The 23,222-nt window shown below is 72.4% G+C and carries 20 protein-coding genes; 12 read left to right on the plus strand and 8 right to left on the minus strand.

The window, feature by feature from the left end; translation table 11 throughout:
- Positions 1–203: 203 nt before the first annotated feature.
- Positions 204–713: a GNAT family N-acetyltransferase gene (locus ACFC09_RS06720; protein WP_376524498.1), complete on the plus strand. Its 510-nt coding sequence runs from the start codon at positions 204–206 to the stop codon at positions 711–713.
- Between the two features lie 80 nt (positions 714–793).
- On the opposite strand, the gene gap is transcribed toward ACFC09_RS06720, so the two are convergent.
- The 3 genes from gap to ACFC09_RS06735 all read right to left on the minus strand — a co-directional run bounded on the left by gap (position 794) and on the right by ACFC09_RS06735 (position 3,692).
- The gene (gene gap, locus ACFC09_RS06725) at positions 794–1,792 is read right to left on the minus strand and encodes a type I glyceraldehyde-3-phosphate dehydrogenase (RefSeq protein WP_376524499.1); all 999 of its coding nucleotides are present in this window, start codon (positions 1,790–1,792) and stop codon (positions 794–796) included.
- A 103-nt stretch (positions 1,793–1,895) separates the two neighbouring features.
- Positions 1,896–2,852: a GlxA family transcriptional regulator gene (locus tag ACFC09_RS06730; protein ID WP_376524500.1), complete on the minus strand. Its 957-nt coding sequence runs from the start codon at positions 2,850–2,852 to the stop codon at positions 1,896–1,898.
- A 78-nt stretch (positions 2,853–2,930) separates the two neighbouring features.
- On the minus strand, positions 2,931–3,692 hold the full coding sequence (locus ACFC09_RS06735) for a nucleotidyltransferase domain-containing protein (RefSeq protein WP_376524501.1): 762 nt from the start codon (positions 3,690–3,692) through the stop codon (positions 2,931–2,933).
- Between the two features lie 124 nt (positions 3,693–3,816).
- Here ACFC09_RS06735 and ACFC09_RS06740 point away from each other — a divergent pair, with 124 nt between their 5' ends.
- Entirely contained in the window at positions 3,817–4,575 is a 759-nt protein-coding gene (locus tag ACFC09_RS06740; RefSeq protein ID WP_376524503.1) for a class I SAM-dependent DNA methyltransferase, read from the plus strand.
- Between the two features lie 81 nt (positions 4,576–4,656).
- On the opposite strand, the gene ACFC09_RS06745 is transcribed toward ACFC09_RS06740, so the two are convergent.
- The 3 genes from ACFC09_RS06745 to ACFC09_RS06755 all read right to left on the minus strand — a co-directional run bounded on the left by ACFC09_RS06745 (position 4,657) and on the right by ACFC09_RS06755 (position 7,689).
- A complete protein-coding gene (locus ACFC09_RS06745) occupies positions 4,657–5,166 on the minus strand; it encodes a GNAT family N-acetyltransferase (protein WP_376524724.1) in 510 nt (169 codons plus the stop codon).
- A gap of 122 nt (positions 5,167–5,288) precedes the next feature.
- On the minus strand, positions 5,289–6,644 hold the full coding sequence (locus ACFC09_RS06750) for a helix-turn-helix domain-containing protein (RefSeq protein ID WP_376524504.1): 1,356 nt from the start codon (positions 6,642–6,644) through the stop codon (positions 5,289–5,291).
- 280 nt (positions 6,645–6,924) lie between these two features.
- The gene (locus ACFC09_RS06755) at positions 6,925–7,689 is read right to left on the minus strand and encodes a GntR family transcriptional regulator (protein ID WP_376524506.1); all 765 of its coding nucleotides are present in this window, start codon (positions 7,687–7,689) and stop codon (positions 6,925–6,927) included.
- A 455-nt stretch (positions 7,690–8,144) separates the two neighbouring features.
- On the opposite strand from ACFC09_RS06755, the gene ACFC09_RS06760 reads away from it, so the two are divergent.
- The 7 genes from ACFC09_RS06760 to ACFC09_RS06790 all read left to right on the plus strand — a co-directional run bounded on the left by ACFC09_RS06760 (position 8,145) and on the right by ACFC09_RS06790 (position 15,805).
- The gene (locus ACFC09_RS06760) at positions 8,145–9,635 is read left to right on the plus strand and encodes a glycoside hydrolase family 3 protein (protein WP_376524507.1); all 1,491 of its coding nucleotides are present in this window, start codon (positions 8,145–8,147) and stop codon (positions 9,633–9,635) included.
- Positions 9,636–9,953: 318 nt separating this feature from the next.
- A complete protein-coding gene (locus ACFC09_RS06765) occupies positions 9,954–10,985 on the plus strand; it encodes a phytanoyl-CoA dioxygenase family protein (protein ID WP_376524509.1) in 1,032 nt (343 codons plus the stop codon).
- Positions 10,982–12,313 carry a DUF6271 family protein gene (locus ACFC09_RS06770; protein ID WP_376524511.1) on the plus strand — a complete coding sequence of 444 codons (1,332 nt, stop codon included), beginning with the start codon at positions 10,982–10,984 and terminating at the stop codon, positions 12,311–12,313. The genes ACFC09_RS06765 and ACFC09_RS06770 overlap by 4 nt, the downstream gene beginning before the upstream one ends.
- Positions 12,310–13,521, plus strand: coding sequence for a type III PLP-dependent enzyme (locus tag ACFC09_RS06775; RefSeq protein ID WP_376524512.1), 1,212 nt, complete (start codon positions 12,310–12,312; stop codon positions 13,519–13,521). The genes ACFC09_RS06770 and ACFC09_RS06775 overlap by 4 nt, the downstream gene beginning before the upstream one ends.
- The gene (locus ACFC09_RS06780) at positions 13,518–14,051 is read left to right on the plus strand and encodes a GNAT family N-acetyltransferase (protein ID WP_376524514.1); all 534 of its coding nucleotides are present in this window, start codon (positions 13,518–13,520) and stop codon (positions 14,049–14,051) included. Before ACFC09_RS06775 ends, ACFC09_RS06780 begins: the two co-directional genes overlap by 4 nt.
- Entirely contained in the window at positions 14,051–15,265 is a 1,215-nt protein-coding gene (locus ACFC09_RS06785; RefSeq protein ID WP_376524515.1) for an MFS transporter, read from the plus strand. Before ACFC09_RS06780 ends, ACFC09_RS06785 begins: the two co-directional genes overlap by 1 nt.
- A gap of 111 nt (positions 15,266–15,376) precedes the next feature.
- On the plus strand, positions 15,377–15,805 hold the full coding sequence (locus tag ACFC09_RS06790) for an SRPBCC family protein (protein ID WP_376524517.1): 429 nt from the start codon (positions 15,377–15,379) through the stop codon (positions 15,803–15,805).
- A gap of 176 nt (positions 15,806–15,981) precedes the next feature.
- Here the strand turns inward: ACFC09_RS06790 and ACFC09_RS06795 are convergent, their stop codons facing one another.
- Positions 15,982–16,806: an inositol monophosphatase family protein gene (locus ACFC09_RS06795; RefSeq protein WP_376524518.1), complete on the minus strand. Its 825-nt coding sequence runs from the start codon at positions 16,804–16,806 to the stop codon at positions 15,982–15,984.
- A 402-nt stretch (positions 16,807–17,208) separates the two neighbouring features.
- Here ACFC09_RS06795 and ACFC09_RS06800 point away from each other — a divergent pair, with 402 nt between their 5' ends.
- A complete protein-coding gene (locus tag ACFC09_RS06800; RefSeq protein ID WP_376524520.1) occupies positions 17,209–18,009 on the plus strand; it encodes an aminoglycoside adenylyltransferase domain-containing protein in 801 nt (266 codons plus the stop codon).
- An 8-nt stretch (positions 18,010–18,017) separates the two neighbouring features.
- Here ACFC09_RS06800 and ACFC09_RS06805 read toward each other — a convergent pair whose 3' ends face one another.
- On the minus strand, positions 18,018–18,995 hold the full coding sequence (locus ACFC09_RS06805; RefSeq protein ID WP_376524521.1) for a LysR family transcriptional regulator: 978 nt from the start codon (positions 18,993–18,995) through the stop codon (positions 18,018–18,020).
- A 226-nt stretch (positions 18,996–19,221) separates the two neighbouring features.
- Here ACFC09_RS06805 and dnaE point away from each other — a divergent pair, with 226 nt between their 5' ends.
- Together dnaE and ACFC09_RS06815 are read left to right on the plus strand one after the other, a co-directional pair.
- Positions 19,222–22,818, plus strand: a complete 3,597-nt coding sequence (dnaE, locus tag ACFC09_RS06810; RefSeq protein WP_376524522.1) for a DNA polymerase III subunit alpha — start codon at positions 19,222–19,224, stop codon at positions 22,816–22,818.
- Complete coding sequence (locus tag ACFC09_RS06815; protein ID WP_376524523.1) at positions 22,815–23,177, plus strand: DUF6300 family protein; 363 nt, start codon at positions 22,815–22,817, stop codon at positions 23,175–23,177. The genes dnaE and ACFC09_RS06815 overlap by 4 nt, the downstream gene beginning before the upstream one ends.
- The last annotated feature ends 45 nt before the right edge of the window (positions 23,178–23,222 follow it).

Here is a 23,222-nt window from a genome sequence, read left to right on the forward strand (position 1 = left end):
GTCGTGCAGGACCCGTACCCGACCGGTGGTAATGTGACGGTCGGTATGTACGCCTTCCCGGCCGGGCTTCGCCCCGCCAGGGAGGCTTTTTTCATGCCTGTTCCTGCCTGGACGCGATCCGCGTCGGTCCCGCGCCCACCGGGCGGCCGATCCCGCCCGTGTCGGGCGCCGGCCCCCACCTCCCCCTCCGACCTGGGAGATTCATGCCCGACGTATCCGTACGCCTCGCCGATGCCGCCGACCGTCCTGTCCTGGAACGCCTCTGGCTGATGTTCCGCCACGACCTGGCCGGACTCTCCGGCGTCCTGCCGCAACCGGACGGCACCTTCCGCAGCGACCGGCTGGACGCGGCACTCACGGACCCCGGCTGGGCTCCGTACCTGCTGGAGAGCGCCGACCGTCCCGTCGGACTCGCCTTCGTACGCGGTCTGAACGACGTACCGCGCGTCTTGAACAGCTTCTTCGTCGTGAGCGGTGCGCGGCGTGCCGGAGTCGGGCTGCGCGCCGTGCAGGAGGTGATCTCCAGGCATCCCGGGCCCTGGGAGGTCGCCTTCCAGGCCGACAACACCCCCGCCGTGCGTTTCTGGCGGCGCGTGGCAGCGGAGATCGCCGGTGACGCCTGGACGGAGGAGCCCAGGCCGGTGCCCGGCAGACCGGAGTCGCCGCCCGATGTCTGGATCGCCTTCGAAGCCCCGGCGGAGCCAGGCCGCTGACGGCCCGGTCCGCTCCCGGGCCCGGGGCCGTCCACGTACGCCGCCTCGGCGGGGGAACCGACCGTCTCCGGCCCGCCGGCTCAGCGGGTGGCGAGGAGTTCGAGCGTGTCGATCACACGGTTCGAGAAGCCCCACTCGTTGTCGTACCAGGCGACCACCTTGACGTGGCGGCCGTCGACGCGGGTGAGAGCCGAGTCGAAGATGGACGAGGCCGGGTTGCCGGTGATGTCGGACGACACGAGCGGGTCGTCCGAGTATTCGAGGACGCCGGCGAGCGGCCCCTGGGCCGCGGCCCGGTACGCCGCCAGCACCTCGTCGCGGGTCACCTCACGGCTGACGGTCGTGTTGAGTTCGACGATCGAGCCCACCGGCACCGGCACCCGGATCGAGTCGCCCGACAGCTTGCCGTCGAGGTTCGGCAGCACGAGGCCGATCGCCTTGGCGGCACCCGTCGTGGTCGGCACGATGTTCACCGCCGCGGCACGGGCTCGGCGGGCGTCGCGGTGCGGACCGTCCTGAAGATTCTGCTCCTGCGTGTAGGCGTGCACCGTCGTCATGAACCCGTGCTCGATGCCGGCGAGCCCGTCGAGCACCGAGGCCAGCGGGGCGAGCGCGTTGGTGGTGCACGAGGCGTTCGAGACGATCGTGTGCGCGGCCGGGTCGTAGGCGTCGGTGTTCACGCCGAACGCGAGCGTCACGTCGGCGCCGTCCGACGGCGCGCTGACGAGCACCTTGGCCGCGCCCGCGGTGAGATGCGCGCGGGCCGCGGCGGCCGAGGCGAAGCGGCCCGTCGCCTCCAGCACGATGTCCACACCGAGTTCGGCCCACGGCAGCTTCGCCGGCTCACGTTCGGCGAGCACCTTGATACGGCGGCCGTCGACGACGAGGGTGTCCCCGTCGACGCTCACGGGCCGGCCGAGCCGCCCGGCCGTCGTGTCGTAGGCGAGGAGCCGCGCGAGCGTGGCGGGCTCCGTGAGGTCGTTGACGGCGACGACATCGAGGTCGCTGTCGCGTTCCAGCAGCGCGCGCAGCACATTGCGTCCGATACGGCCGAATCCGTTGACGGCGATACGGGTCATGATGGGTTTCCCTTCGTCTCCCGGTCAGCCTCGCGCGCGGCGGCCCGCGACGGCAGCGGCGGGAGTGCCACGGTTCGTAAGGATCACGCCACGCGGCGGCGGATCATTCGCCCTGGGTGAAGGTGCGCCGGTATTCACTCGGCGTGGTGCCGAGAATGCGCTGGAAGTGCAGCCGGAGATTGGTGCCGGTGCCGAGACCGACCTCGGCGGCGATCTGCTCGACGCTCCGCTGCGAACGTTCGAGCAGTTCCCGGGCGAGATCGATACGGGCGCGCATGACCCACTGCATCGGCGTGTACCCGGTGTCCTCGACGAAACGCCGGGAGAACGTGCGGGGGGACACCGCCGCGTGCCGGGCGAGCACCTCTAGGGTCAGGTGCTCGTCCAGCCGGTGCAGGGCCCACTCGCGGGTGGCGGCGAACCGCTCGCCGAGCGGTTCCGGCAGGCTGCGCGGCACGTACTGGGCCTGGCCGCCGCTGCGGTAGGGGGCCGCGACCAGCCGCCGGGCCGCGTGGTTGGACGCCGCCACGCCGAGGTCGCGGCGCAGGATGTGCAGACACAGGTCGATGCCGGAGGCGGCCCCCGCGGATGTCAGTACATCGCCCTCGTCGACGAACAGCACGTTCTCGTCGACCTGGACGAGCGGGTGTTTCGCCGCGAGCGCCCGTGTGTAGTGCCAGTGTGTCGTGGCCCGTTTGCCGTCGAGCAGACCCGTGGCGGCGAGCGCGAAGGCACCCGTCGAGATGGCGGCGAGCCGCGCGCCCCGGTCGTGGGCGGCGACCAGGGCGTCCACGACGGCCCGCGGCGGGTCGTCACGGTCCGGGAAGCGATAGCCGGGGACGAAGGCGATGTCGGCCCACGCGAGCGTGTCGAGGCCGTGCGCGACGTGGTACGAGAGCCCGTCGCCGCCGGTCACGAGGCCCGGCTCCGCGCCGCACACCCGCACCTCGTAGGGCATGCTCGCACGGGTCGTGAACACCTGCGCGGGAATCCCGACGTCGAGCGGTTTCGCCCCGTCGAGCACGAGGACGGCGACGCGATGCAGACGGGAGGGTGGCACGGGGCCAGGGTACGTGGGCGAGCGGGACCGCTCCGGCACCGCGGCCACCCGGCACCGCGGCCCCCCGGCACCGGGCCGCTACGGGCGGTGGCCGGCCACCACGTCCTCGATCGCGCGGCGGAGGAAGACACGGGTGAGTTCCGCTCGGCGCGAGGCCCACGGTGCGGGGGCGGGGGCGGGAGCCGGCGGACCGTACCGGCGTCGCCTGATGTCCTCGACCACGTCCGCCGGGGCGTTCAGGTCCCTCAGGACGTCGAGCGCCTCGGACTTGGTGATCAGCCGTCCGGTGCGCAGCGTGACATGCGCCCGGGCCAGGGTGAGCAGTCCCAGGTCGACCCAGACGTCCCGGAGCCACCGGTCCGGGTGGTCCAGGGCGGGGCGCCAGAAGGACGAGAGGTCGTCGACGACGAAGTCGGCGAGTTGGCGGTCCGTGACGGGTGGCAGCAGCCCGGCAGGCGGTGGCCCGTACAGGACCTTGCCGAACCGGAGCAGTTCGCAACGGGTCACCGCGGTGACCGGCCGGCGCATCAGCTCCTCGTGCGCCCAGGTGAGATGGCGGCGGGTGTGGTCGCCCCACGTGTCCGCCACGACGTAGCCGCAGTGCAGCGCGGACGCCGACGGGAAGGCTGTCGCCAGGTCCCGGTGGAGGGCGGCCAACTGCTCCTCCTCCGCGGCCGTGCACGGCTCGGCGACCACCGCGATCAGGTCGAGGTCGCTGATCCCCGGCCGGTGGTCGCCGCCGGCCAGTGAGCCGTGCGCCCATACGGCGATCAGCGACGGCAGGGCGCACAGGGCGCCGACGAAACGGTCGAGAAGCTGCTGGGTCACCTCGTCTGTCACCAGGTCAGTGTTCTGCGCGGCGGCCCGCCCGGACAAGCGTGCCCCCTCATCCGTGGCGGTCCGGTGCTCGTCGCCGGTGGATATTCGTTGGACATCGGCCCTGCGGGGCGCGAACGTTGGCGGAATGCAGGAGGAGACGGACGGACCGCAGCAGATCTACGACGCCGACACCGCTCAGCGGTACGACACACCGGGTACCGGTATGTTCGCGCCGGAGGTCCTGGCGCCGACCGTGGAGCGTCTCGCCGGGCTCGCGGGTGACGGCGCGGCCCTCGAATTCGCCATCGGCACCGGTCGGGTGGCCGTCCCGCTCGCGGCGCGCGGCGTACCGGTCACCGGCATCGAGTTGTCACCGCCGATGGTGGCGCGCCTGCGTGCGAAGGCGGACGAGGCGACCATCCCGGTGGTCATGGGGGACATGGCGACCACTGTCGCCCCCGGCGCATACACCCTCGTCTATCTGGTCTACAACACGATCTCCAACCTGCTCACCCAGGCCGAGCAGGTCGAGTGCTTCCGTAACGCGGCCCGCCACCTCGGGCCCGGCGGCCGGTTCGTGATCGAGCTGTGGGTACCCGAACTGCGCAAGCTCCCGCCGGGCCAGGCGGCGACCGTCTGGCACTCGGAACCCGGCTATCTGGGCCTGGACACCTATGACGTGCTGCGCCAGCGAGTCGTCTCCCATCACTTCCACTTCGACGAGACCGGCCAGGCGCGGCTGGACCGCAGCCCGCACCGCTACATCTGGCCGGCCGAACTGGACCTCATGGCCCAGTTGGCCGGGTTCGAGCTGGAGGCCAGGCACGCGGACTGGTCGGGCGCCGAGTTCACCGACGAGTCACGTTCTCATGTGTCGGTCTACCGCCTTCCGCAGCAGGCGTAGTCACCGGGCGGGGCGGGCCGGCGGCCGCGGCGGGGCGGGCTGGCGGCCGCGGCGACGCGGCCCGTCCGCACCGCGCCGTCCTCAGTTCAGATCCGTGCGCGGAGTGATGGCCCAGTGACGGGTTCTCAGGACGCGGCCCGCGAAGGTGACGTCGACCTCCGAGACGAACCGGAAGCCGACCGAGCGGCAGATGCCGTTCGACGCCGCGTTCCCCGTCGCCGGGAAGGCGTGCACGACACCCCACCGGTCCTGGTCCCGGGCCTGTTCGAGCAAGGTGCGCACGGCGCGTTTGGCCAGCCCCTGCCCCTGGAACTCCGGCAGCACCATCCACCCGATCTCGGAGACCGGTCCGCTCTCGCCGTCATGGGACCACAGCGTCACGGTCCCCGCCACCACGTCCGGGACGTCCGGATCGGGGACGATCATCTTGAGCCAGGCGAGGTCCGCCGCGGCCTGCCGGGCGTCCCGCCGGACCTTGTCCGCCATGCCTGCCCGCGGCAGGGGGCCGCCCAGGTCGGCCATCATGACGGGATCGCACCGCATCCGAATGTACGCGTCGACATCGTCCACCGAGACGTTGCGCAGTTGCACGGGCACCTCCCTGGCTCCTCCGGCGATGGTGCCATGCCCCGGTGACACGGTCACCGAGGACCGTACGGCGGACGGTTCGGACCCGGCCCGTGCGGCCGTGCGGGCGGGCCGGACCGCGGGGTTCATGTGACGTGGCGCAGCCGCTGGATCCGGTGCTGGGTGCGCCCCGTCTGGCGGGGGAGCCAGACATGGCCCGCCGGGCGGCCGTCGCCGTCCGCCGGGCCCGCGCAGCAGTGCGCCACGTACAGCCGCACCGCGTCGTGCAAGCGGTAGCGGACCTGTCCGTTCCCGCGGACCTCGCTGACATACGTGACCTGGCGGCTTTGCAGTTCGTCGAGGAGGTCCACGGCCAGTTGCCGGGACGGTGCGGCACGGCCGGCCACGTCCTCGACGCCGAAGTCGCCGCGCACCGCGCCGAGCCGGCGCAGCGACGCCGCGATGGGGGCGGGTAACACCCGGTGGCAGGCCGCCACGCTCGCCTCCAGCGACAGGTCTCCGACGCGCAGGAACGGCATGCGGTTCCGCTCGTCCACCAGCCGGTCGGCGAGGTCGCGGAGTGTCCGGTGCGGCCGTGCCGACAGCCACAGGCCGGCGATGTGCAGGGCCAGTGGCAGCCGTCCGCAGGAGCGCACGATGCTCGTCGCGGCCGACGGCTCCGCGCGGGTGCGCACGGTCCCCACCAGGTCCTCCAGCAACTGGTGGGCGTCCCGGGCGCCGAGCGCCCCGATCAGGTGCCGCACCTGCGCGGGCAGCGCGGTCAGTTCACGTCGCGCGGCGACCAGGACCGCGCTGCGGGCGTCGTCCACCAGCAGCGGCCGTACCTGCGCCTCGCTGTCCACGTTGTCGAGGACCACCAGGACGTGTCTTCGGCTCAGCGCGTCCCGCAGTTGGGCTCTCGCCTCCTCCGGGTTCTCCGCGGCGGGTACGCCGCCGAGCGAGCGCAGGATGCGGCGTACGAGCTTGTCGGGTGTGAACGGGTCGGTGGCCGCCGGATGCAGATCGACGAAGACCTGTCCGTCCGGGAACAGATCGCGTACGCCGTGTGCCACCTCCAGCACCAGGGAGGTCTTGCCCGCGCCGGGAGGTCCGACGACGACCGCGGGCCGTCCGTGGCCGCGGGCCGGTCGCACGGCGAGGTGGGCCCGCAGGGAGGTGGCGGTCCGCTCCCGTCCCACCAGCCGGCCGACCGGGGCCGCGGGCAGTTCCGCGGGCAGCAGCCAGGACGGCCGCTCGGGGCGGTTCTCGGTGCGGGGTGTGCGCAGCAGCCGGGCCACCTCCGCGGGGGACAGACCGAGGGCCTTGGCGAGCAGGAGCAGGGACTGCTTCCGGGGCCGTGCGGTGTGGCCGGTCTCCAGGTTGCGGATGGCCCGCACGCTGAGCCCCGATTTCTCCGCGAGGTCCTCCTGGGTGAGGCAGGCGGCCTCGCGCGCGTCGACCAACGCCGCCGCCAGCGCGTCCACCGTGCTTGTATCGCTCACTTCACGCCCATTTCGTCGTTCGGTGCTGCCCCGGCGTCCGGACGCCGGGCGGGTGGTGAGCCCGCGGCAAGCCGCCTGGTGCTCGCCGTGCGGGGAGGTGCGTCGGGTCTGGGGCCGGACAGGACCGTCTCCAGAGCGAGGTCGGTGAAGGGGGGGAGGGAGGACGGTACGTCGGCGGCGTCCTTGAACGTGCGGAGCCGGGGAGTCGGAGGGGGAGACCGCGTGGCGACGTGCGGGGGCCGGGGGCGGCGGGCGGTGACGGGTCGAGTCCGCCGGGCGGTCAGCCCGTCGGTGGCGTCAGCATCACGGTGAACTTGTAGCGGGAGCCGCGGTACACCGAGCGGACCCATTCCACCGGTGTGCCGTGCGCGTCCCAGGAGTGACGGGACAGCAGCAGCATCGGCAGACCCACCTCGGTGGCGAGGAGCGCGGCCTCGCGAGGCGTGGCGAGGGAGGTCTCGATGACCTCCTCGGCCTCCGCCAGGCGTACTCCGTACACCTCGGCGAGAGCGGTGTACAGCGACCTGTACCTGGCCAGCGAACCGTGCAGTTCGGGGAAGCGCCGGGCGGACAGGTGGGTCGTCTCGATGGCCATGGGCTCGCCGTTCGCCAGCCGCAGCCGCTCGACGCGCAGCACGCTCTCGCCGGTGGTGACGCCGAGCAGGCCCGACAGCTTCTCGTCCGCCTCGACATGGCGGACGTCCAGCACCCGCGAGGCGGGTTCGAGGCCCTGGGCATGCATGTCCTCGGTGTGTGAGGTGAGCAGGAGGGTGCGGTAGAGCTTGGGCCGGGCGACGAACGTCCCCTTGCCCTGGACGCGGTCGAGCCGGCCCTCACCCACGAGTTCCTGGATGGCCTGCCGGACCGTGGTGCGAGAGGTGTCGAGCCGGAGGGCGAGCAATCGCTCGGCGGGCATGCGCGAGCCGGGCTTCAGCGCATCCGTGATCTCCAGCACCTGCTGCTTGATCGTGTAGTACTTCGGGACGCGCGCCGCGCGGCCGGGCGCGGCCCTGCGGAGCGGGCTGCTGCTGACGTCGGTGGTCATGGACTGCCTTCCCGGCTCGGTCGACGGACCCCGTTATAACCTCCAACCGGTCTATGGTCTAGTCCAGATGAAGAATGCGGTCCGTAGCCGTGTCCGGTGTGACTTTCTTCGCCAAATGGTCGAGTTCGACCCCCTGGTGACCTTGACGCTGCCCAAAAGTCTAGGCCAAGCTCCCTCTTGCAGGTCTACACCATTAGCGTGACGGGTTGCGCCCGCACGCGGTGGCGGCGTGCGCGGTCCACCGCCGGGAGCGGGTCGGTGGCAACCCCGAGGGAGCCCGAGGGAGGAGGAGGCACCGCGCGGTCCGGCCGTCGCGGTGGTGTGCCCTGTGCCGTCCGGTCGCCCATCTGACTTCTTCCCGCCCGATTTCTGAGTCTTCTGCAAATTTTTCCACCTCTGCAACACGCGGCTCCGTCCGGCCTGCCCACCGGTGCCGTGAAGGGATGACGCTTCCGATGATCACTGTTGCCACCGGTAACGAGACCCTCACCCGCGATGCCCTTGCGGTGCTGCAGCCGGGGTTCGCCGGCACCGCAGCACCGGACTGGGTGCGCCGGCGGGTCGGAGAAGGTCTGGCCTCCGTGGCCCTGTTCGGCCGCAATGTGGTCAGCGAGGAACAGGTGGCCGCCCTCACCGGCCAGTTGCGGTCGGAACGGGACGATCTGCTGGTGGCCATCGACGAGGAGAGCGGTGACGTCACCCGCCTCGACGTGCACACGGGCTCCGCGTTCCCCGGCAACCACGCGCTCGGCGCGGTCGACGACCCGGACCTCACCCGGCGCGTCGCCCGCGAACTGGGACGGCGGCTCGCCGACTGCGGTGTCAATCTCAACTGGGCGCCGTCCGCGGACGTCAACGCCAACCCCGACAACCCGGTCATCGGCGTACGCGCTTTCGGCGCGGACACCGAACTGGTGGCGCGGCACACCGCGGCGTACGTCCAGGGCCTGCAGTCCAGCGGTGTCGCGGCGTCGACCAAACACTTCCCGGGGCACGGCGACACCAACGTGGACTCCCACCACGCCGTCCCGCGCATCGACGTCGACGAGGAGACGCTGCGCCGGCGCGAACTGGTGCCGTTCCGCGCCGCCATCGAGGCCGGTACGAAGGCCGTGATGAGCGCGCACATCCTGGTCCCGGCGCTGGACCCGGAACGCCCCGGGACCCTGTCGCACCGCATCCTCACCGGCCTGCTCCGCGACGAACTGGGCTACGACGGACTGATCGTCACCGACGGCATCGAGATGCGGGCCATCTCCGAGGCGTACGGCCTGGAGCACGGGGTGGTACTGGCGATCGCGGCGGGCGCCGACGCGATCTGCGTGGGTGGCGGCCTGTGTGACGAGGGCACCGTGCTGAAGATGCGCGACGCCCTGGTGGCGGCCGTCGTCAGCGGCGAACTCCCGGAGGAACGGCTCGCCGACGCCGCCGCCAGGGTGCGCAGGCTGGCCCACTGGACCGTGCAGGCGCGGCGGACGGCGCGGGCGGAGGCGGTGGCGGACCCGGAGGTCGGACTCGTCGCCGCGCGCCGCGCGCTCAGCGTGCGGCGTGGGACGGCCGCGCCGGCGGTCGACGGGCCCGTGTACGTCGCCACGTTCAGTCCCGAGCCGAACATCGCCGTCGGGGACGTGACCCCGTGGGGAGTCGCCGCTGAACTGGAGCGACTGCTGCCGGGCACCGTCAGCGGCTGCTTCACCGGGGCGGACGCGGGCACCGCGGCGCTCGCCTCGGCCCGGGACCGGCGGGTCGTCGCGGTGGTCAGGGACGAGCACCGGCACCCGTGGATGCGCCGAGCGCTGGACGTGCTGCTCGCCGCCCGCCCGGACACGATCGTGGTGGAGATGGGCATCCCCCAGTCCACTCCGCGCGGCGCCCTGTACATCGCGACGCACGGGGCCGCCCAGGTCTGCGGCGCGGCCGCGGCCGAGCGGATCGTCGCGGCCTGACCTCGGACCCCTGCGTCAGGGGCCCCGCGGCACGGCCGCGCCGCAGGGGCCCCGTCGGCATGCCCGTACCACGTCGGCGTCCGCCACCCCGCGCCGCAGCGTAGGCGGCTGCGGCGGGCCGGCCACGGACCGGACGGCCGCCGGTCGCCGTCGCCCCGACCACCGGCAGTTCGCAGGCACTTGGCGGCAGCTTCGGCCGGAGCGCGTTGACACCGGCAAGTGGTCTAGTCCAAGTTGAGGGAACCTCAGTTCGATCATCGTGGCGATCTGGGGTTCAGCCACTCGGCCGCTGAAGAACTCGATCCCTGGAGTGATTGCATGCCGACGCCTGCCCCCTATCTGTACCGCGCCGCTTCCGAGCGCCCCTACTTCAGCGCGGACGGCGAGACCTACCTCGCCCAGACTCCGCTGAGACACATCGACAAGTCCCGGCCGCTGCGCGTGCTGTCCGAGCAGGACTACGCCTTCTGGCAGACGTACGGATACGTCGTCGTCCGGAACGCCATCTCGCCGGGCGCGGCGAAGAGCCTGCTCGAATTCGCCTGGGAATTCCAGGGCCTGGACCCCGACCGGCCCGAAACCTGGTATGAGGAGCGCGAGTTCCGCTCGGACCTCGACCGCGACCTGCACGTCTACGGCTTCGTCGAGGCTTACCACCACCAGCTCCTCTGGGACAGCCGGCAGACCCAGCGCGTCTACGACGCCTTCGTCGACGTCTGGGACTGCGAGGAACTGTGGGTCACCCTCGACCGGCTCAACCTCAACCCGCCCAACCGGGGCAACCGGTCCCGCTCCCTCATCGCACCCACCGACGAGGGCTTCGACATCGAGCTGCACTGGGACGTCGACACCACCCTCGGGGTGCTGCCGCAGCGCGTGCAGGGCATCATCGCCCTCAACGACACCCAGCCCGAGCTGGGTGGCTTCCAGTGCGCACCCGGGCTGTTCCACCGGTTCGAGGAGTGGCGGCTGGCGCAGCCCGCGGACCGCGACCCGATCAGGCCGAGGATCGACCGCGCGGAGTTCCCGGTCGTCCGTCCCGAACTCCAGGCCGGCGACCTGCTGATCTTCAACGGCATGCTGGCGCACGGCGTGGCGCCCAACAGCTCCGACAACGGTGTCCGGGCCTGCCAGTACCTGTCGATGATGCCCGCCCTGGAAGAGCACGAGACGCTGCGGAACTCGCGGGTCGAGTCGTGGCGGACGCTGAGCACCCCGGACTGGAACGCCACCCTGCTCGGCGACGCGCACCAGCCCGAAGCGCTCCGTTACGGCGCCGCCACCCTCGACGGCCTGGGCCGGAACCTGCTGGGCCTCGACCCCTGGAGCGGACGGGCGGGCGCCGAGTGAACCGCGCGAGTCGCCCCGACCGGATCTGCCTCGCCCTCCCCACGAACCGTGAGTGCTCCACCACCATCGCCGCCATCGGCGAGGAGGCGGCGTACGCGGCCCGCCACTTCGGCGTCGAGGTCCACCTGCTGATCCTCGACTCCGCCGACGACGCCACCCGGTCCGGCCACGCCCGCGCCGCGGCGGACCTCCCGGCCGCGGCGAACGTCGTCGTGCACCACGTCGACGAGGCGGCGCAGCGGGACTTCCTGCGCAGCGTGATCCGGCGGTCCGGCGTCGCCGAGCCCGAGACCGTGCTCCGGCTCCTGCTGCCGGCCGACGTCTCCTACGGCGCCTGCACCGACCGGGCCTTCCTGATCGCCGCCGCGCTCGGCTGCCGGTCCGTGCACCGCAGGGACTCCGACAGCACCTACCAGGTCCTGGACGGAGCCACGGTCTTCCCCGTCCACCACGAACTGCTGTCGCTGGGCAAGACCGCCGCCGACGCGTCCGAGGACGTGACCGAGACACTCCTCGATCCGGCCCTCGCCCCGCGGACCGTGTCCATGGTGGGCTCCTCCTTCATCGGCGAACTGTCCGTCGACATCGGCGAGATCGCCCGGCTCGACAAGGGCGTCTACCACGACGTCGTGAGCCTGTGGGCGCCCGTCGACTGGCCCGACGAGAGCAAGCGGCAACTGGTCGAGGAGTCGTTCACCGGTGCCGGGTCGGCGCGGTTCACCGGGGACCACTCGACGCTCACCGTGGTCGACCCGATGCGCGTCGACATGTGCAACATCAGCTTCGACCACGAGGTGTACGAGCGCGTACCGCTGCCGCCGGCGACCAGCACCATCGGCAGCGACTACTTCCTCATCCACCTGGTCCACGACGCCGCGCTGCCCGGTGTACTGCACAACCGCACCATCGAGAACTACTACACCCCGGAACGCCGCACCGACGCCGGGTTCACCGCCTACCAGACGCGGTTCGTGAAGTTCCTGCTGTCCATGCTGTACTTCAACTTCGTCTACGCCAGGATGGCGGCGGCGGGCGAGACACTGCTCGACGGCCAGGGGCGCGTGCGGCCCGACACCGTCGTGGCCTTCCTGCGCGAGAGCACCGGACAGGACCGCTCCGAGAACGAGTGGCGACTCGACCGCGTCGACACCTCCTACCGCAAACTGGGCGGCCGGTACGAGGCGTTCGCCGACCAGTTGGCCGCCCGGCGCGACCAGCTCCTCGACGAGGCCGAACGGGACATCGAGGAGTTCGCGCTGCTGACCGGCGCCTGGGCCCCGCTCGTGGCGGCGGCCGGGGACCGCGGCTTCGGGAGCGCGGGCGGGTGAACGCTCAGCTGCCCGCGCGGCTGGCGTCCGCCCTCGCCGCCGCGACCTCGGACCGCATCGTCTTCGACCTGACCGGGATCGAGGGCCAGTACGACCAACTGGTACGGGAACTGCCCGGAATCGCTGTGCGCTTCGCGCTCAAGGCGTGCCCCGTCGAAGAGGTGCTGAACTGCCTCGCCGACCGCGGTGCCGGCTTCGACGCCGCCAGTCCCGCCGAGATAGCCCAGGCCCTGGGAACCGGAGTGCCCGCCGACCGGATCCACTACGGAAACACCGTGAAGTCCGACGCGGACCTGGCCGAGGCGTACCGGCTCGGGGTGCGGACCTTCGCCACCGACAGCCTCCAGGACGTCGCGGCCATCGCCGCGCACGCGCCCGGCTCCCGGGTCTTCTGCCGCCTCACCACCAGTGGCGAAGGGGCCCTGTGGGGCCTCGGCCGGAAGTTCGGCTGCGGGCAGGACGCCGCCGTACGGGTACTGACCGCGGCACGGGCGGCCGGCCTCGTACCGGCCGGACTGTCCGTGCACGTCGGCTCGCAGCAGATGACGGCCGACGCCTGGCGGCAGGCGTTCGACTCGCTCTGCGACGCGATGGCCGCGCTCGGCACGGCGGGCATCGTGCTGGATCACGTCAACCTCGGCGGGGGACTGCCCGCGCTCGGCTACCTCGACCGGCAGGGCCGCCCGCTCGAACCGCCGCTGGACAAGATGTTCGCCGTCATCCGCGACGGCATGGAACAGCTCAGGAACCTCAGCCCCGCCCCCCTCGGCTTCGTCATCGAGCCCGGCCGCCACCTGGTGGCCGACCACGGCGCCATCCGCGCGCACGTGTACCGGCTGACATCCCGGGAGCAGCCGGGCGGCGAGACGGCGCACTGGCTGTACCTGAGCTGCGGCAAGTTCAACGGCCTCTACGAGATGGACCAACTCCGCTACCGCCTCGTCTTCCCCGGCCACCCCGGCGGGGACCGGGTGCCGGCGGTGATCGCGGGACCCACCTGCGACAGCGACGACGCCTACGGCACCCGGCACCAGGGGACACCCGTGCCCGCGGCCGTCGCCTCGGGGGACCCCGTGTGGATCCTGTCCGTCGGCGCCTACGCCACCAGCTACACCACCCGGGGATTCAACGGATTCCGCCCGCTGCCCCACACCTGGACGCGCGACGGACACGACGGGCCCGCCAAGGCCGTGGAGGGGACGCGGTGACCGGCCACCCGCTGCGCATCCGTACCGTCGCCGACGCCGACTGGCCGCAGGTCGCCGCCCTGGAGGCGGACGCCTACGCGGGCAGTTCGCTCACGGAGGGCCAGGCCGCCCTGGAGTCCAGGGGCCGGATCTCGCCCGGCACCTGCTTCGTCCTCGACCTCGACGGCCGGATCGCGGGCTATGTGCTCGCCCTGCCCTACCCGATGTTCCGTTACCCGGACCTGAGCCGGCCGGAGGAACTGACCTTCCACACCCGCAACCTCCATCTGCACGACATCGTCGTCGCCGGGCCGCTGCGCGGCAGGGGCCTCGGGCTGCGGCTGCTGCGCCATCTCACGGAGGTCGCCGCCACGCGGAGGTACGAGCGGATCTCCCTGGTCGCCATCGACGGGATGGAGGGTTTCTGGCGGGCGCACGGCTACCGGCCGCATCCCGAGGTCCACGTCCCGCCGGGGTACGGCACGAACGCCGTCTACATGTCGACAGGGGTGCACGCGAGCCGGGCCCTCGAAGGGGAGGAAGCGGGTTGATGAACGGGTTCCGCGCCGGTGCCGAGGCGCGCCGCGCCAAGTGGGCCATCGCCGCACTGTTCTGCATCCTCGGCTTCCAGTACGCCACCTGGGCGGCGCGGCTGCCCACGCTGAAGGCCCGGCTCGGCCTGTCCGAGACGGAGCTGGGCCTGCTGCTGATGGCCTGCGGCGCGGGGGCCGCGGCCTCCTTCCCGCTCGTCGCGTACCTCATGCGGCGGCTGGGCTCCCGGCGGCTGGCCCTCGCGTCGGCCCTGCTGCTGGCGGCCGTGCTGGTGCTCCTGTCGGTGGTGCCGAACTATCCGGTGGCCCTGCTGGTCATCTGCTGCGACGGCGTCGGCGTGGGGGCGCTGAACGTCGCCATGAACGCGCAGGGCGCCGCACTGGAGACGAGGTTCCAGCGCACCGCCATGGCCCAACTGCACGCCACCTTCAGCGCCGGACTGCTCGGCGCGGCCCTGCTGGCGTCCGGGGTCAACCTCGTGACGTCGGCCCTCACCGCGCACTTCGGGGCCGCCGTCGTCCTGCTGGTGCTGCTGCTCGCGTACGCCCGGCCGGGGCTGCTCACCGACGGGGAGCCGCAGCCGGCCGAGGCGGCGGGCGAAGCCCCGGGCGCGCAGGCACCCGAGGGCGCGAAGAGGGGCCGCTCGGCGCTGACCGTGCCGTCGCGCATGACGCTGTGGATGGGGTGCGCCATGGTGTTCGGCACCGTGACCGAGGGCGCGATGAACGACTGGTCCGCGCTCTACATGAAGGACGTCGCGAAGGCGTCCGGGACACTCGCGCCGATGGGCATCGCCGTCGTCTCGGGGATGATGCTGGTGGCCCGTGTCTTCGCCGACCGCTGGCGCACCCGGTGGGGCGACGGGCGCGTCGTGCGCGTCGGCAGCGCGGTGGCCGGCATCGGGCTCGCGCTCGCCCTGCTGGCCGGCGGAGTGGTGCCCACGCTGGCCGGTTTCGCCTGCGTGGGTCTGGGCGCGGCGGCCGTCACGCCGTGCGTGTACGTCGCCGCGGCGGCGAAGGGCTCCGACGCCCTGGCGCTGGTGGCCGCGATGGGCACCACCGGGCTGCTCGTCGGCCCGGCCCTGATCGGCTTCATCGCGGGCGCGGCCGGACTCGTCCCGGGCATGGCGGCGGTGGCCGTCTCGGCGCTGATCGTCTGCCTGTCGGCGACGCGGATCCGGTGGGGCTCCCTCGTTCCCGCGGCCGCGAAGTGACCGCGGGACAGCACGGACCGCAGGACAGCACGGACCGCGGGCCGGCGCCCGCGGGCCGGCCGGTCCGATTCGTTCAAGAAGACCGTCCGCCGGCCCGCTACGGTCGCTGCCATGGAGCACATCCGCGGGGAATCCCGTCACCTCGGCATCCACGTCGACCGTCCCGTGGCGGACGTCTACGCCTACGCCTCGAACCCGGCCAACCTGCCCGCGTGGGCACGCGGGCTGGGCGAGTCCATCGAGGAGACGGACGGCCGGTGGGTCGCACCGTCCTCCCCGATGGGCCGCGTCGTGGTGGCCTTCGTGCCCGCCAACGACCTGGGCGTCCTCGACCACGACGTCACGCTGCCCTCGGGGGAGACCGTCCACAACCCGCTCCGCGTGATCCCGGACGGCACCGGCAGCGAGGTGGTGTTCACCCTGCGCCGCCGGCCGGGCATGAGCGACGCCGAGTTCCAGCGGGACGCCGACATGGTCGCCGCCGACCTGGCCCGGCTCAAGGACCTGGTGGAACGTACCGGGACCGGCTGCGGGACGTGACCGCGCCGGCTCGGACCGGACGGCCCCGGCGCCGCCCGGTCCGACCGGCGCGGTCAGGCGGCCCAGCGGTCCCCGGCCAGGTCGAGGGCGATGCCGGTGGTCATGTCCTCCCGGTCGCCGCGCACGATCAGCCGACCCGCGCGCCGTCCGGCCGGAGCCGCGCCGGCCGCCGCGGATCAGGACCGGGCCGTCGCCGCGTCCGCCGCCGTACGGAGGGTGTCCGCCAGTTCCCGTCCCAGCTCCGGCGTCGCCGCCACCACCCCCGACCAGCGGCGGGTCAGATCGGTGTCGAACTCCAGCGGCCGGCCCCGCACGTCCAGCACCGCGCCGCCGGCCCGGGTCACCATCACCGCCGCGGCGGCCAGGTCGACGAGCCGGTGCGTGTCCGAACAGGCGTCCGCGAAGGCGTCGGTGGCGCCCTCCGCGACCAGGGCCGCCTCCAGGCAGGTGGTGGACAGGATGCGCACCCGCGCGGCCCGAGAGGCCGCTGCCCACCAGGCCGCGGCCGGGCCCGGCTCGGCGGTGTGCGGACGCAGCAGCGACAGCGCGGCACCGGCCAGCTCCGTGCGTCCCGAGGTGCGGTACGGCGTCGGCACGTCGCGGTGCGCCCACCAGGACCGGCCGGTGTCCAGCCACACCGTGTACGCCTCGGTGAACTCACCGGCGATCGCGACGGCCCCGGCGAACGCGGTCAGCGGAACCCCGGCCGCCCCGTTCGCCGAGCCGTCCAGCGGGTCGATGACCAGGGAGACCTCACTGCCCTTGTCGATCCAGCCGCTCTCCTCGGACAGGACGTTGACGTGGTGGGGCTCCAGCGCGCGCAGCACGGCGTCCTCGACGATGCGGTCGATCCGCATGGTCGGGGTGCCGTCCGCGCCCTCGTCGACGGTCTCGGCGAGCGCGGCCCGGTCATGGGTGGCGCGGGCCTGGGCATAGGCGGTGTGCGCGGCCTCGGCGGCCGCGGTGAGCGCCGCGTCGGGGGAGTCGGGTGTAGGGGTCATGAGGCGATCCTGTTCGCAGTCGGACGGCGTCCGTGGCCCGGACGCCGCGAAACGGGCCCCGGTGCGGTGCGCCGGGTTCAACGGGCCGTGGCGCCGAGGAGTCGTGCCACGCACACCGGCGCGTCCACGCCGTCCGCGGACTCCTCGGCGAGCAGCTGCTGGGCATGGGGTGAACAACTTTCTGTACGGACCGCGTGCGGGCGCCGGTGAGGCTGTACGGACCGCGTGCGGGCGCCGGTGCCGTACCCAACATCGGCAGGGCAGGTGTGACGGCGAACGCCGCAGGGTTACGGGCCCGTGAACGGTGAGCCGGCCGCTCAGGGATTTGCCCGGACCAACTCGACCGGGTGACCCGCCGCGGCACGGCACGGCGGGACGGCGGACGGCCTGGATACTGGCCGTGTGATCCATACGCTCGCAGAGCCGCGCGCCGTCCCCGCCGAGGTCCGCGCCTACCTGGCGGAACTCGTCCGGCGCACCGGCGCGGTGTGCGGACCCCGGCTGGTGAGTGTCGTCGCGGTCGGCTCCCTGGCGCTGGGCGACTACCGGCACGGGCGCAGTGACGTCGACATCACCGTCGTGGTCGACCCGGCGCTGCCGGAGCGGTGCCCGCGCGAGCTGGCGTCAGCCCTCGCCCACCCATGCCTGCCCTGCCCGGCGACGGGGCTGGAACTGGTGGTCTACGCGGCGGATCGCGTCGCCGCACCGGCCGCCGGGGCCGGATACCTGCTGGACCTGAACACCGGCGCGTTGCTGCCCGGCAAGGCGTGCTTCGACGCCGCACGGTCCCCGTCCTTCTGGTATGTCATCGACCGCTCCGTCGCCCACCAGCGCGGGCTGACGCTGTACGGCCGCCCGGCCCGCGAGGCGATCGCCGCGCCGCGGCGGTCGGACCTGCTCGCCGCGATCCGTGCCTCCCTGCGGGAGCACAGCGACGGCGAGGGCCACCTCGCGGACAACCGGGTCCTCAACGGCTGCCGTTCGGTGGTGTTCTGCCGCACCGGCAACTGGGCGGCCAAGCGCCGGGCGGCGCGGGAGATCGCCGCGGTCGCCGAGGAGTTCCGGCCGCTCGTCGAAGCCGCGGCGCGCAGCTTCGAGCGCCCGCGCGCGTCCGCGCTACCCCTGCCCGCCCCCGAGGTACGGGCCTTCCTGGCCTGGGCGGCGGAGCGCGTCGACGAGGCCGCCGGGGCGGCCGGGAGCTGAGTCACCGGTCAGCGGGGCTCCGGACCCCGGCGGTCGGCCGCCTGCCGCGGCGGGTGGTGCCGGGCCCACCGCGGCGTCCAGACGCCGGTGCCGGGACGGTTCGGCCGCCCGGCGGCCAAGTGGTCGCGCAGCGCGGCGAGGGCGGGGTGCCCGTTGCGGCGGTGCCAGAGGAGTGAGTGCGGGTAGACCGGGGTGGGGCGGTGCAGCGGGATGCGCCGCAGTTCGTAACCGGCCGGCCAGACCAGGGGCGTCCGCTCGCTGAGGAAGGTCGCCAGCGTCGTGGACGCCGCGATCGTGTCGAGCAGGGCCTCGATGCCGAAGTCGGGTCCGGCCGTCTCGATGGCCGGGCCGAACTCGGCGGCCAGCGCGTCGTAGTACGCGGTCCACTCCGTGCCGGGGACGTTGCCGGGCATCCAGATGCGGCGGCCCGCCAACTGCGCGGGAGTCAGCGCGGTGGCGGTCGCGAACTCGTGGGCGGGGCCGGTGAGCAACTGGAGCGGTTCGTCGTAGACCGGTACGGCCTCGACGTCGTCGGGCAGCCGCAGACCCGGCATGCCGACGGCGCGGAAGGTGGCGTCGATGGTGCCCGACCGGAGGGCGGCGACGGCCGTGTCCGCGTCGAAGAGAGTCATGACGTCGAGGGCGATGCCGGGATGCGCCCGGTGGAAGTCGCGCAGCAGACCCGCAAGCGACAGCCGGCGGCCGACCACGTCGACGCGCAGCGCACGCCGGCCGGGACTGACGGCGGCGGTCGCTCGGTCCTGGGCGTGCAGGAGATCGCGGGCGTGCGGCAGGAACACCTGTCCGTCGACGGTGAGCCGGGCTCCGCGGGCCGTGCGGGTGAACAGCAGCACCCCGAGTTCGTTCTCCAGCGACGCGATGCGCTTGGAGACCGCCTGCTGGGTGAGGGACAGATCGACGGCCGCCCGCTGGAACTGTCCTGATTCCGCGACCGCGACGAAGGTGCGTACAGCGTTGAGGTCCACATCGCCCACCCTAGTAGCACAACAGTCAGTTGTGACTCGCCGGTGCGAGGTTGTTTGATCCGACGCCCCGAGGCTCGCTTTGATGGACCTGTCCAGAATATTTGTCGCGCAGATCACCGGGCCGAGATCCCTGAACACCGTCATTGAACAACTATTGGTTGTGTATGCCCGCCGACCTTCGTGGCCTCGCTCACCCGACCTCCTTCGATGCGGAGATGACTGACCCGTGCCGGACTCCTTCGTACACCTGCACAACCACACCGAGTACTCGATGCTCGACGGCGCGCAGAAGCTCCGGCCGATGTTCGCCGAGGTGAGCCGGCAGGGGATGCCCGCGATCGCCATGAGCGACCACGGGAACATGTTCGGCGCGCACGAGTTCGCGCGGGTCGCCGAGGACTTCGACGGCATCAGGCCGATCATCGGCATCGAGGCGTACGTGGCGCCCTCGTCCCGGTTCAACCGGAAGCAGGAGTTCTGGGGGCCCGGCGGCCGGCGCGCCGTGAGCGACGACGGGGAGGGCTCGAAGGACGTCTCCGGCGGCGGCCGGTTCACGCACATGACCATGTGGGCCCGCACCGCCCAGGGGCTGCGCAACCTGTTCTGGCTCAGCACCCAGGCCAGTTACGAGGGCCAGTTCCCGGCCGGCAAGCCGCGCATGGACCGCGACCTGATCGCCCGTCGGCCGGAGGGCGTCATCGCCACCACCGGCTGCCCCTCGGGAGAGGTGCAGACCCGGCTGCGCCTCGGCCAGTACGAGGAGGCGAGGGCCGCCGCGGCGGCCTACCAGGAGATCTTCGGCCGGGAGAACTACTTCCTGGAACTGATGGACCACGGCCTGGCCATCGAGCGGGACGTCCGCGCGGACCTCATCCGCCTGGCCGCGGAACTGGACCTCCCGCTCCTCGCCACCAACGACGCCCACTACGTCACCGAGGACCAGGCCGACGCCCACGACAACCTGCTGTGCATCGGCGTCGGCAAGAACAAGGACGCCCCCGGGCGGTTCCGCTTCAACGGCTCCGGCTACTACCTGAAATCGGCCGCCGAGATGCGCGAACTGTTCGCGGAGCTGCCGCGGGCCTGCGACAACACCCTGCTGATCGCCGAACGCATCGAGTCCTACGACGAGGTCTTCGACCACGTCGACGAGATGCCGCGGTTCCCCGATGTGCCGCCGGGCGAGACCCAGGAGTCCTGGCTGCGCAAGGAGGTCCACAAGGGGCTGGTCACACGCTACGGAGACCCCGTGCCGCGGCACGTCCTCGACCGGTTCGAGACCGAGATGGCGGTCATCGGCCCCATGGGCTTCAGCTCGTACTTCCTGGTCGTCGCGGACATCTGCCGCCACGCCCGCGCAGGCGGGATCCCGCTCGGACCCGGCCGCGGCTCGGCCACCGGTTCCCTCGTCGCCTACGCCACCCGCATCACCGAACTCTGCCCGCTGGAACACGGCCTGCTGTTCGAGCGGTTCCTGAACCCCGAGCGGATCAACCCGCCGGACGTCGACCTCGACTTCGACGACCGCCGACGCGACCACATGGTCCGCTACGTCATCGAGAAGTACGGCGACGGGTACACGGCCCTGGTCAACACGTTCGGCAAGATCAAGGCCAAGAACGCGATCAAGGACTCCTCCCGCATCCTGGGCTATCCGTTCTCCCACGGCGAGCGGATCACCAAGGCGCTCCCGCCCGACCAGAACGGCAAGTCCGTCCCGCTGGACGCCCTCTTCGACCCGTCCCACCCCCGGTTCGCGGAGGCCGGGGAGATCCGCCGGATGTACGACGCCGAACCCGATGTGCGGCGGGTGGTCGACACCGCCCGCGGGGTGGAGGGGCTGACCCGCGGCACCGGTGTGCACGCCGCGGCGGTGATCCTGTCCAAGACGGAGCTGACCGACCGGATCCCGCTCCACCTGCGTGCCTCCGACGGCGCCCGGATCACCGGGTTCGACTACCCGTCGTGCGAGGCCATGGGCCTGATCAAGATGGACTTCCTGGGACTGCGCAACCTGGGCGTCATCGACCAGGCCATCGAGAACATCCGTGAGAACCGGGGCGTCAGCCTCGCCACCGTCGACCCGATGGACGGCGACCCCGCCACCGTCGTCATCCCCCTGGACGACGCCAGGACCTACCGGCTGCTCGCCGAGGCCAACACCCTCGGCGTCTTCCAGCTCGACGGCGGCGGCATGCGGGCCCTGCTGAAGCTGATGGCGCCCACCCGGTTCGAGGACATCGCCGCGGCCAACGCCCTCTACCGGCCCGGTCCCATGGCGGCCAACGCACACACCAACTACGCGCTGCGCCAGAACGGCAGACAGGAACCCACCCCCATCCACCCGGAGCTGAAGGAGGCCCTGGACCCGATCCTCGGCTCCACCCACCACCTGCTCGTCTACCAGGAACAGATCATGGCCATCGCCCGGCAACTGGCCGGCTACACCCTGGGCGGCGCGGACATGCTGCGCCGCGCCATGGGCAAGAAGAAACCCGAGGTCCTGGCCGCGGAATGGGAGAAGTTCCACGGCGGCATGCGGGCGAACGGCTTCTCCGACGAGGCGGTCAAGGCGCTGTGGGACGTGATGCTGCCGTTCTCCGGCTACGCCTTCAACAAGTCCCACACCGCCGGCTATGGACTCGTCTCCTACTGGACCGCCTACCTCAAGGCGAACTATCCGGCCGAGTACATGGCCGCCCTGCTCACCTCGGTGGGCGACGACAAGGACAAGGCCGCCGTCTATCTTGCCGACGCCCGCAGGAACGGCGTCCGTGTGCTCCAGCCCGACATGAACGCATCCGTCGCCGAGTTCACCGCCGTGGGCGACGACGTGCGCTTCGGCCTGCGGTCCGTGCGCAACGTCGGCGACGGCGTCATCGAGGCCGTCATCGACGCCCGCCGCCGGAAGGGGAGGTTCACCTCCTTCGCCGACTTCCTGCACAAGGCCGAACTGCCCGCGTTGACCAAGCGCGCCGTGGAATCCCTGATCAAAGCCGGTGCGTTCGACAGCCTGGGGCATTCCCGCAAGGGCCTGACCGCCGTCCACGAGGATGCCGTCGACGCGATCATCCCGGTGAAGAAGGCGGCGAGCCACGGGCAGGACGACCTCTTCGCCGGACTCGGCGGCGAGGCGGGCGGCGCCCCGTCCTTCGGCCTCGACCTGCCCGTCGACGACACGGAGTGGCCCCGCCGGCAACTGCTGTCCACCGAACGCGAGATGCTCGGTCTGTACGTCTCCGCCCACCCGCTGGACGGTGCCGAGCACATCCTCGCCGCGGCGCGCGACTGCACCATCGCCGAACTGCTCGCCTCCGGCCGCACCTCGGGGGAGGTGCGGCTCGCGGGGCTCATCACCGGCGTCCAGCGGAAGGTGACCAAACAGGGCAACGCGTGGGCCGTCGTACAGCTCATGGACCGGGACGCGGCCGTCGAGGTGCTGTTCTTCCCGGCCGCGTACCAGTTGGTGCAGCACGCACTGGCCGAGGACCACGTCATCTCGGTCACTGGCCGGATCGAGGACCGCGACGGCACCCTGAACGTCTTCGGCAGGGAACTGGGCGTGCTGGACGTCGCCGCGGCCGAGCACGGCGGCCGGCCGCCGGTCCGCCTGGCGCTGCCCGCCCACCGGATCACCGTCCGCCTGGTGAGCGAGCTGAAACGCATCCTCACCGAGCATCCGGGCGACACCCCCGTCCACCTCAGCGTGCGCGGCGTGCGCGGGACCACGGTCTACGCCCTCCAGGCCAGGGTGAACGCCGCCACCCTCGCCTCCGACGTCAAGGGCACCTTCGGCGCCGAAGCCTGGACGGGGGTCGCGTGACACCACGGGCGGGCCGGGCGGTCCCGGTCGAGCTGCGGATCTCGCGGACCCCGCCCTGCCCCCGGTGTGCGGCCCCGGTGGCCCTCGTCGTCCGGCACCCGCACACCTGGCGCAACCGCGCCGGGGCACGGGTCGGCGGATGCAAGGAGACGGCGCTGTGCGGGACCTGCGACCGGGACGACCCGCTCGCGGCCCGGCTGCTGTCGCTGCTGGCCCGGAGCGCCGGGACGAGCGGGGCCCACCTCGACGAGGCGGTCGGCGGGCTCCTGCTGGACTGGCTCGACGCCGTACGCGCCCGGGTGCCGTGCGAGGCGGACCTCGGCGCGGAGGAGGCCCGGTGGCGGGCCGGCACCCTGTGACCCAAGGCCGGCCCGCGTGAACTCGGCGGGGCTCGCGGGGATTCG

Origin of the sequence: Streptomyces sp. NPDC056161 (genome assembly GCF_042268025.1) — a bacterium.
In the GTDB taxonomy this organism is placed as follows: domain Bacteria; phylum Actinomycetota; class Actinomycetes; order Streptomycetales; family Streptomycetaceae; genus Streptomyces.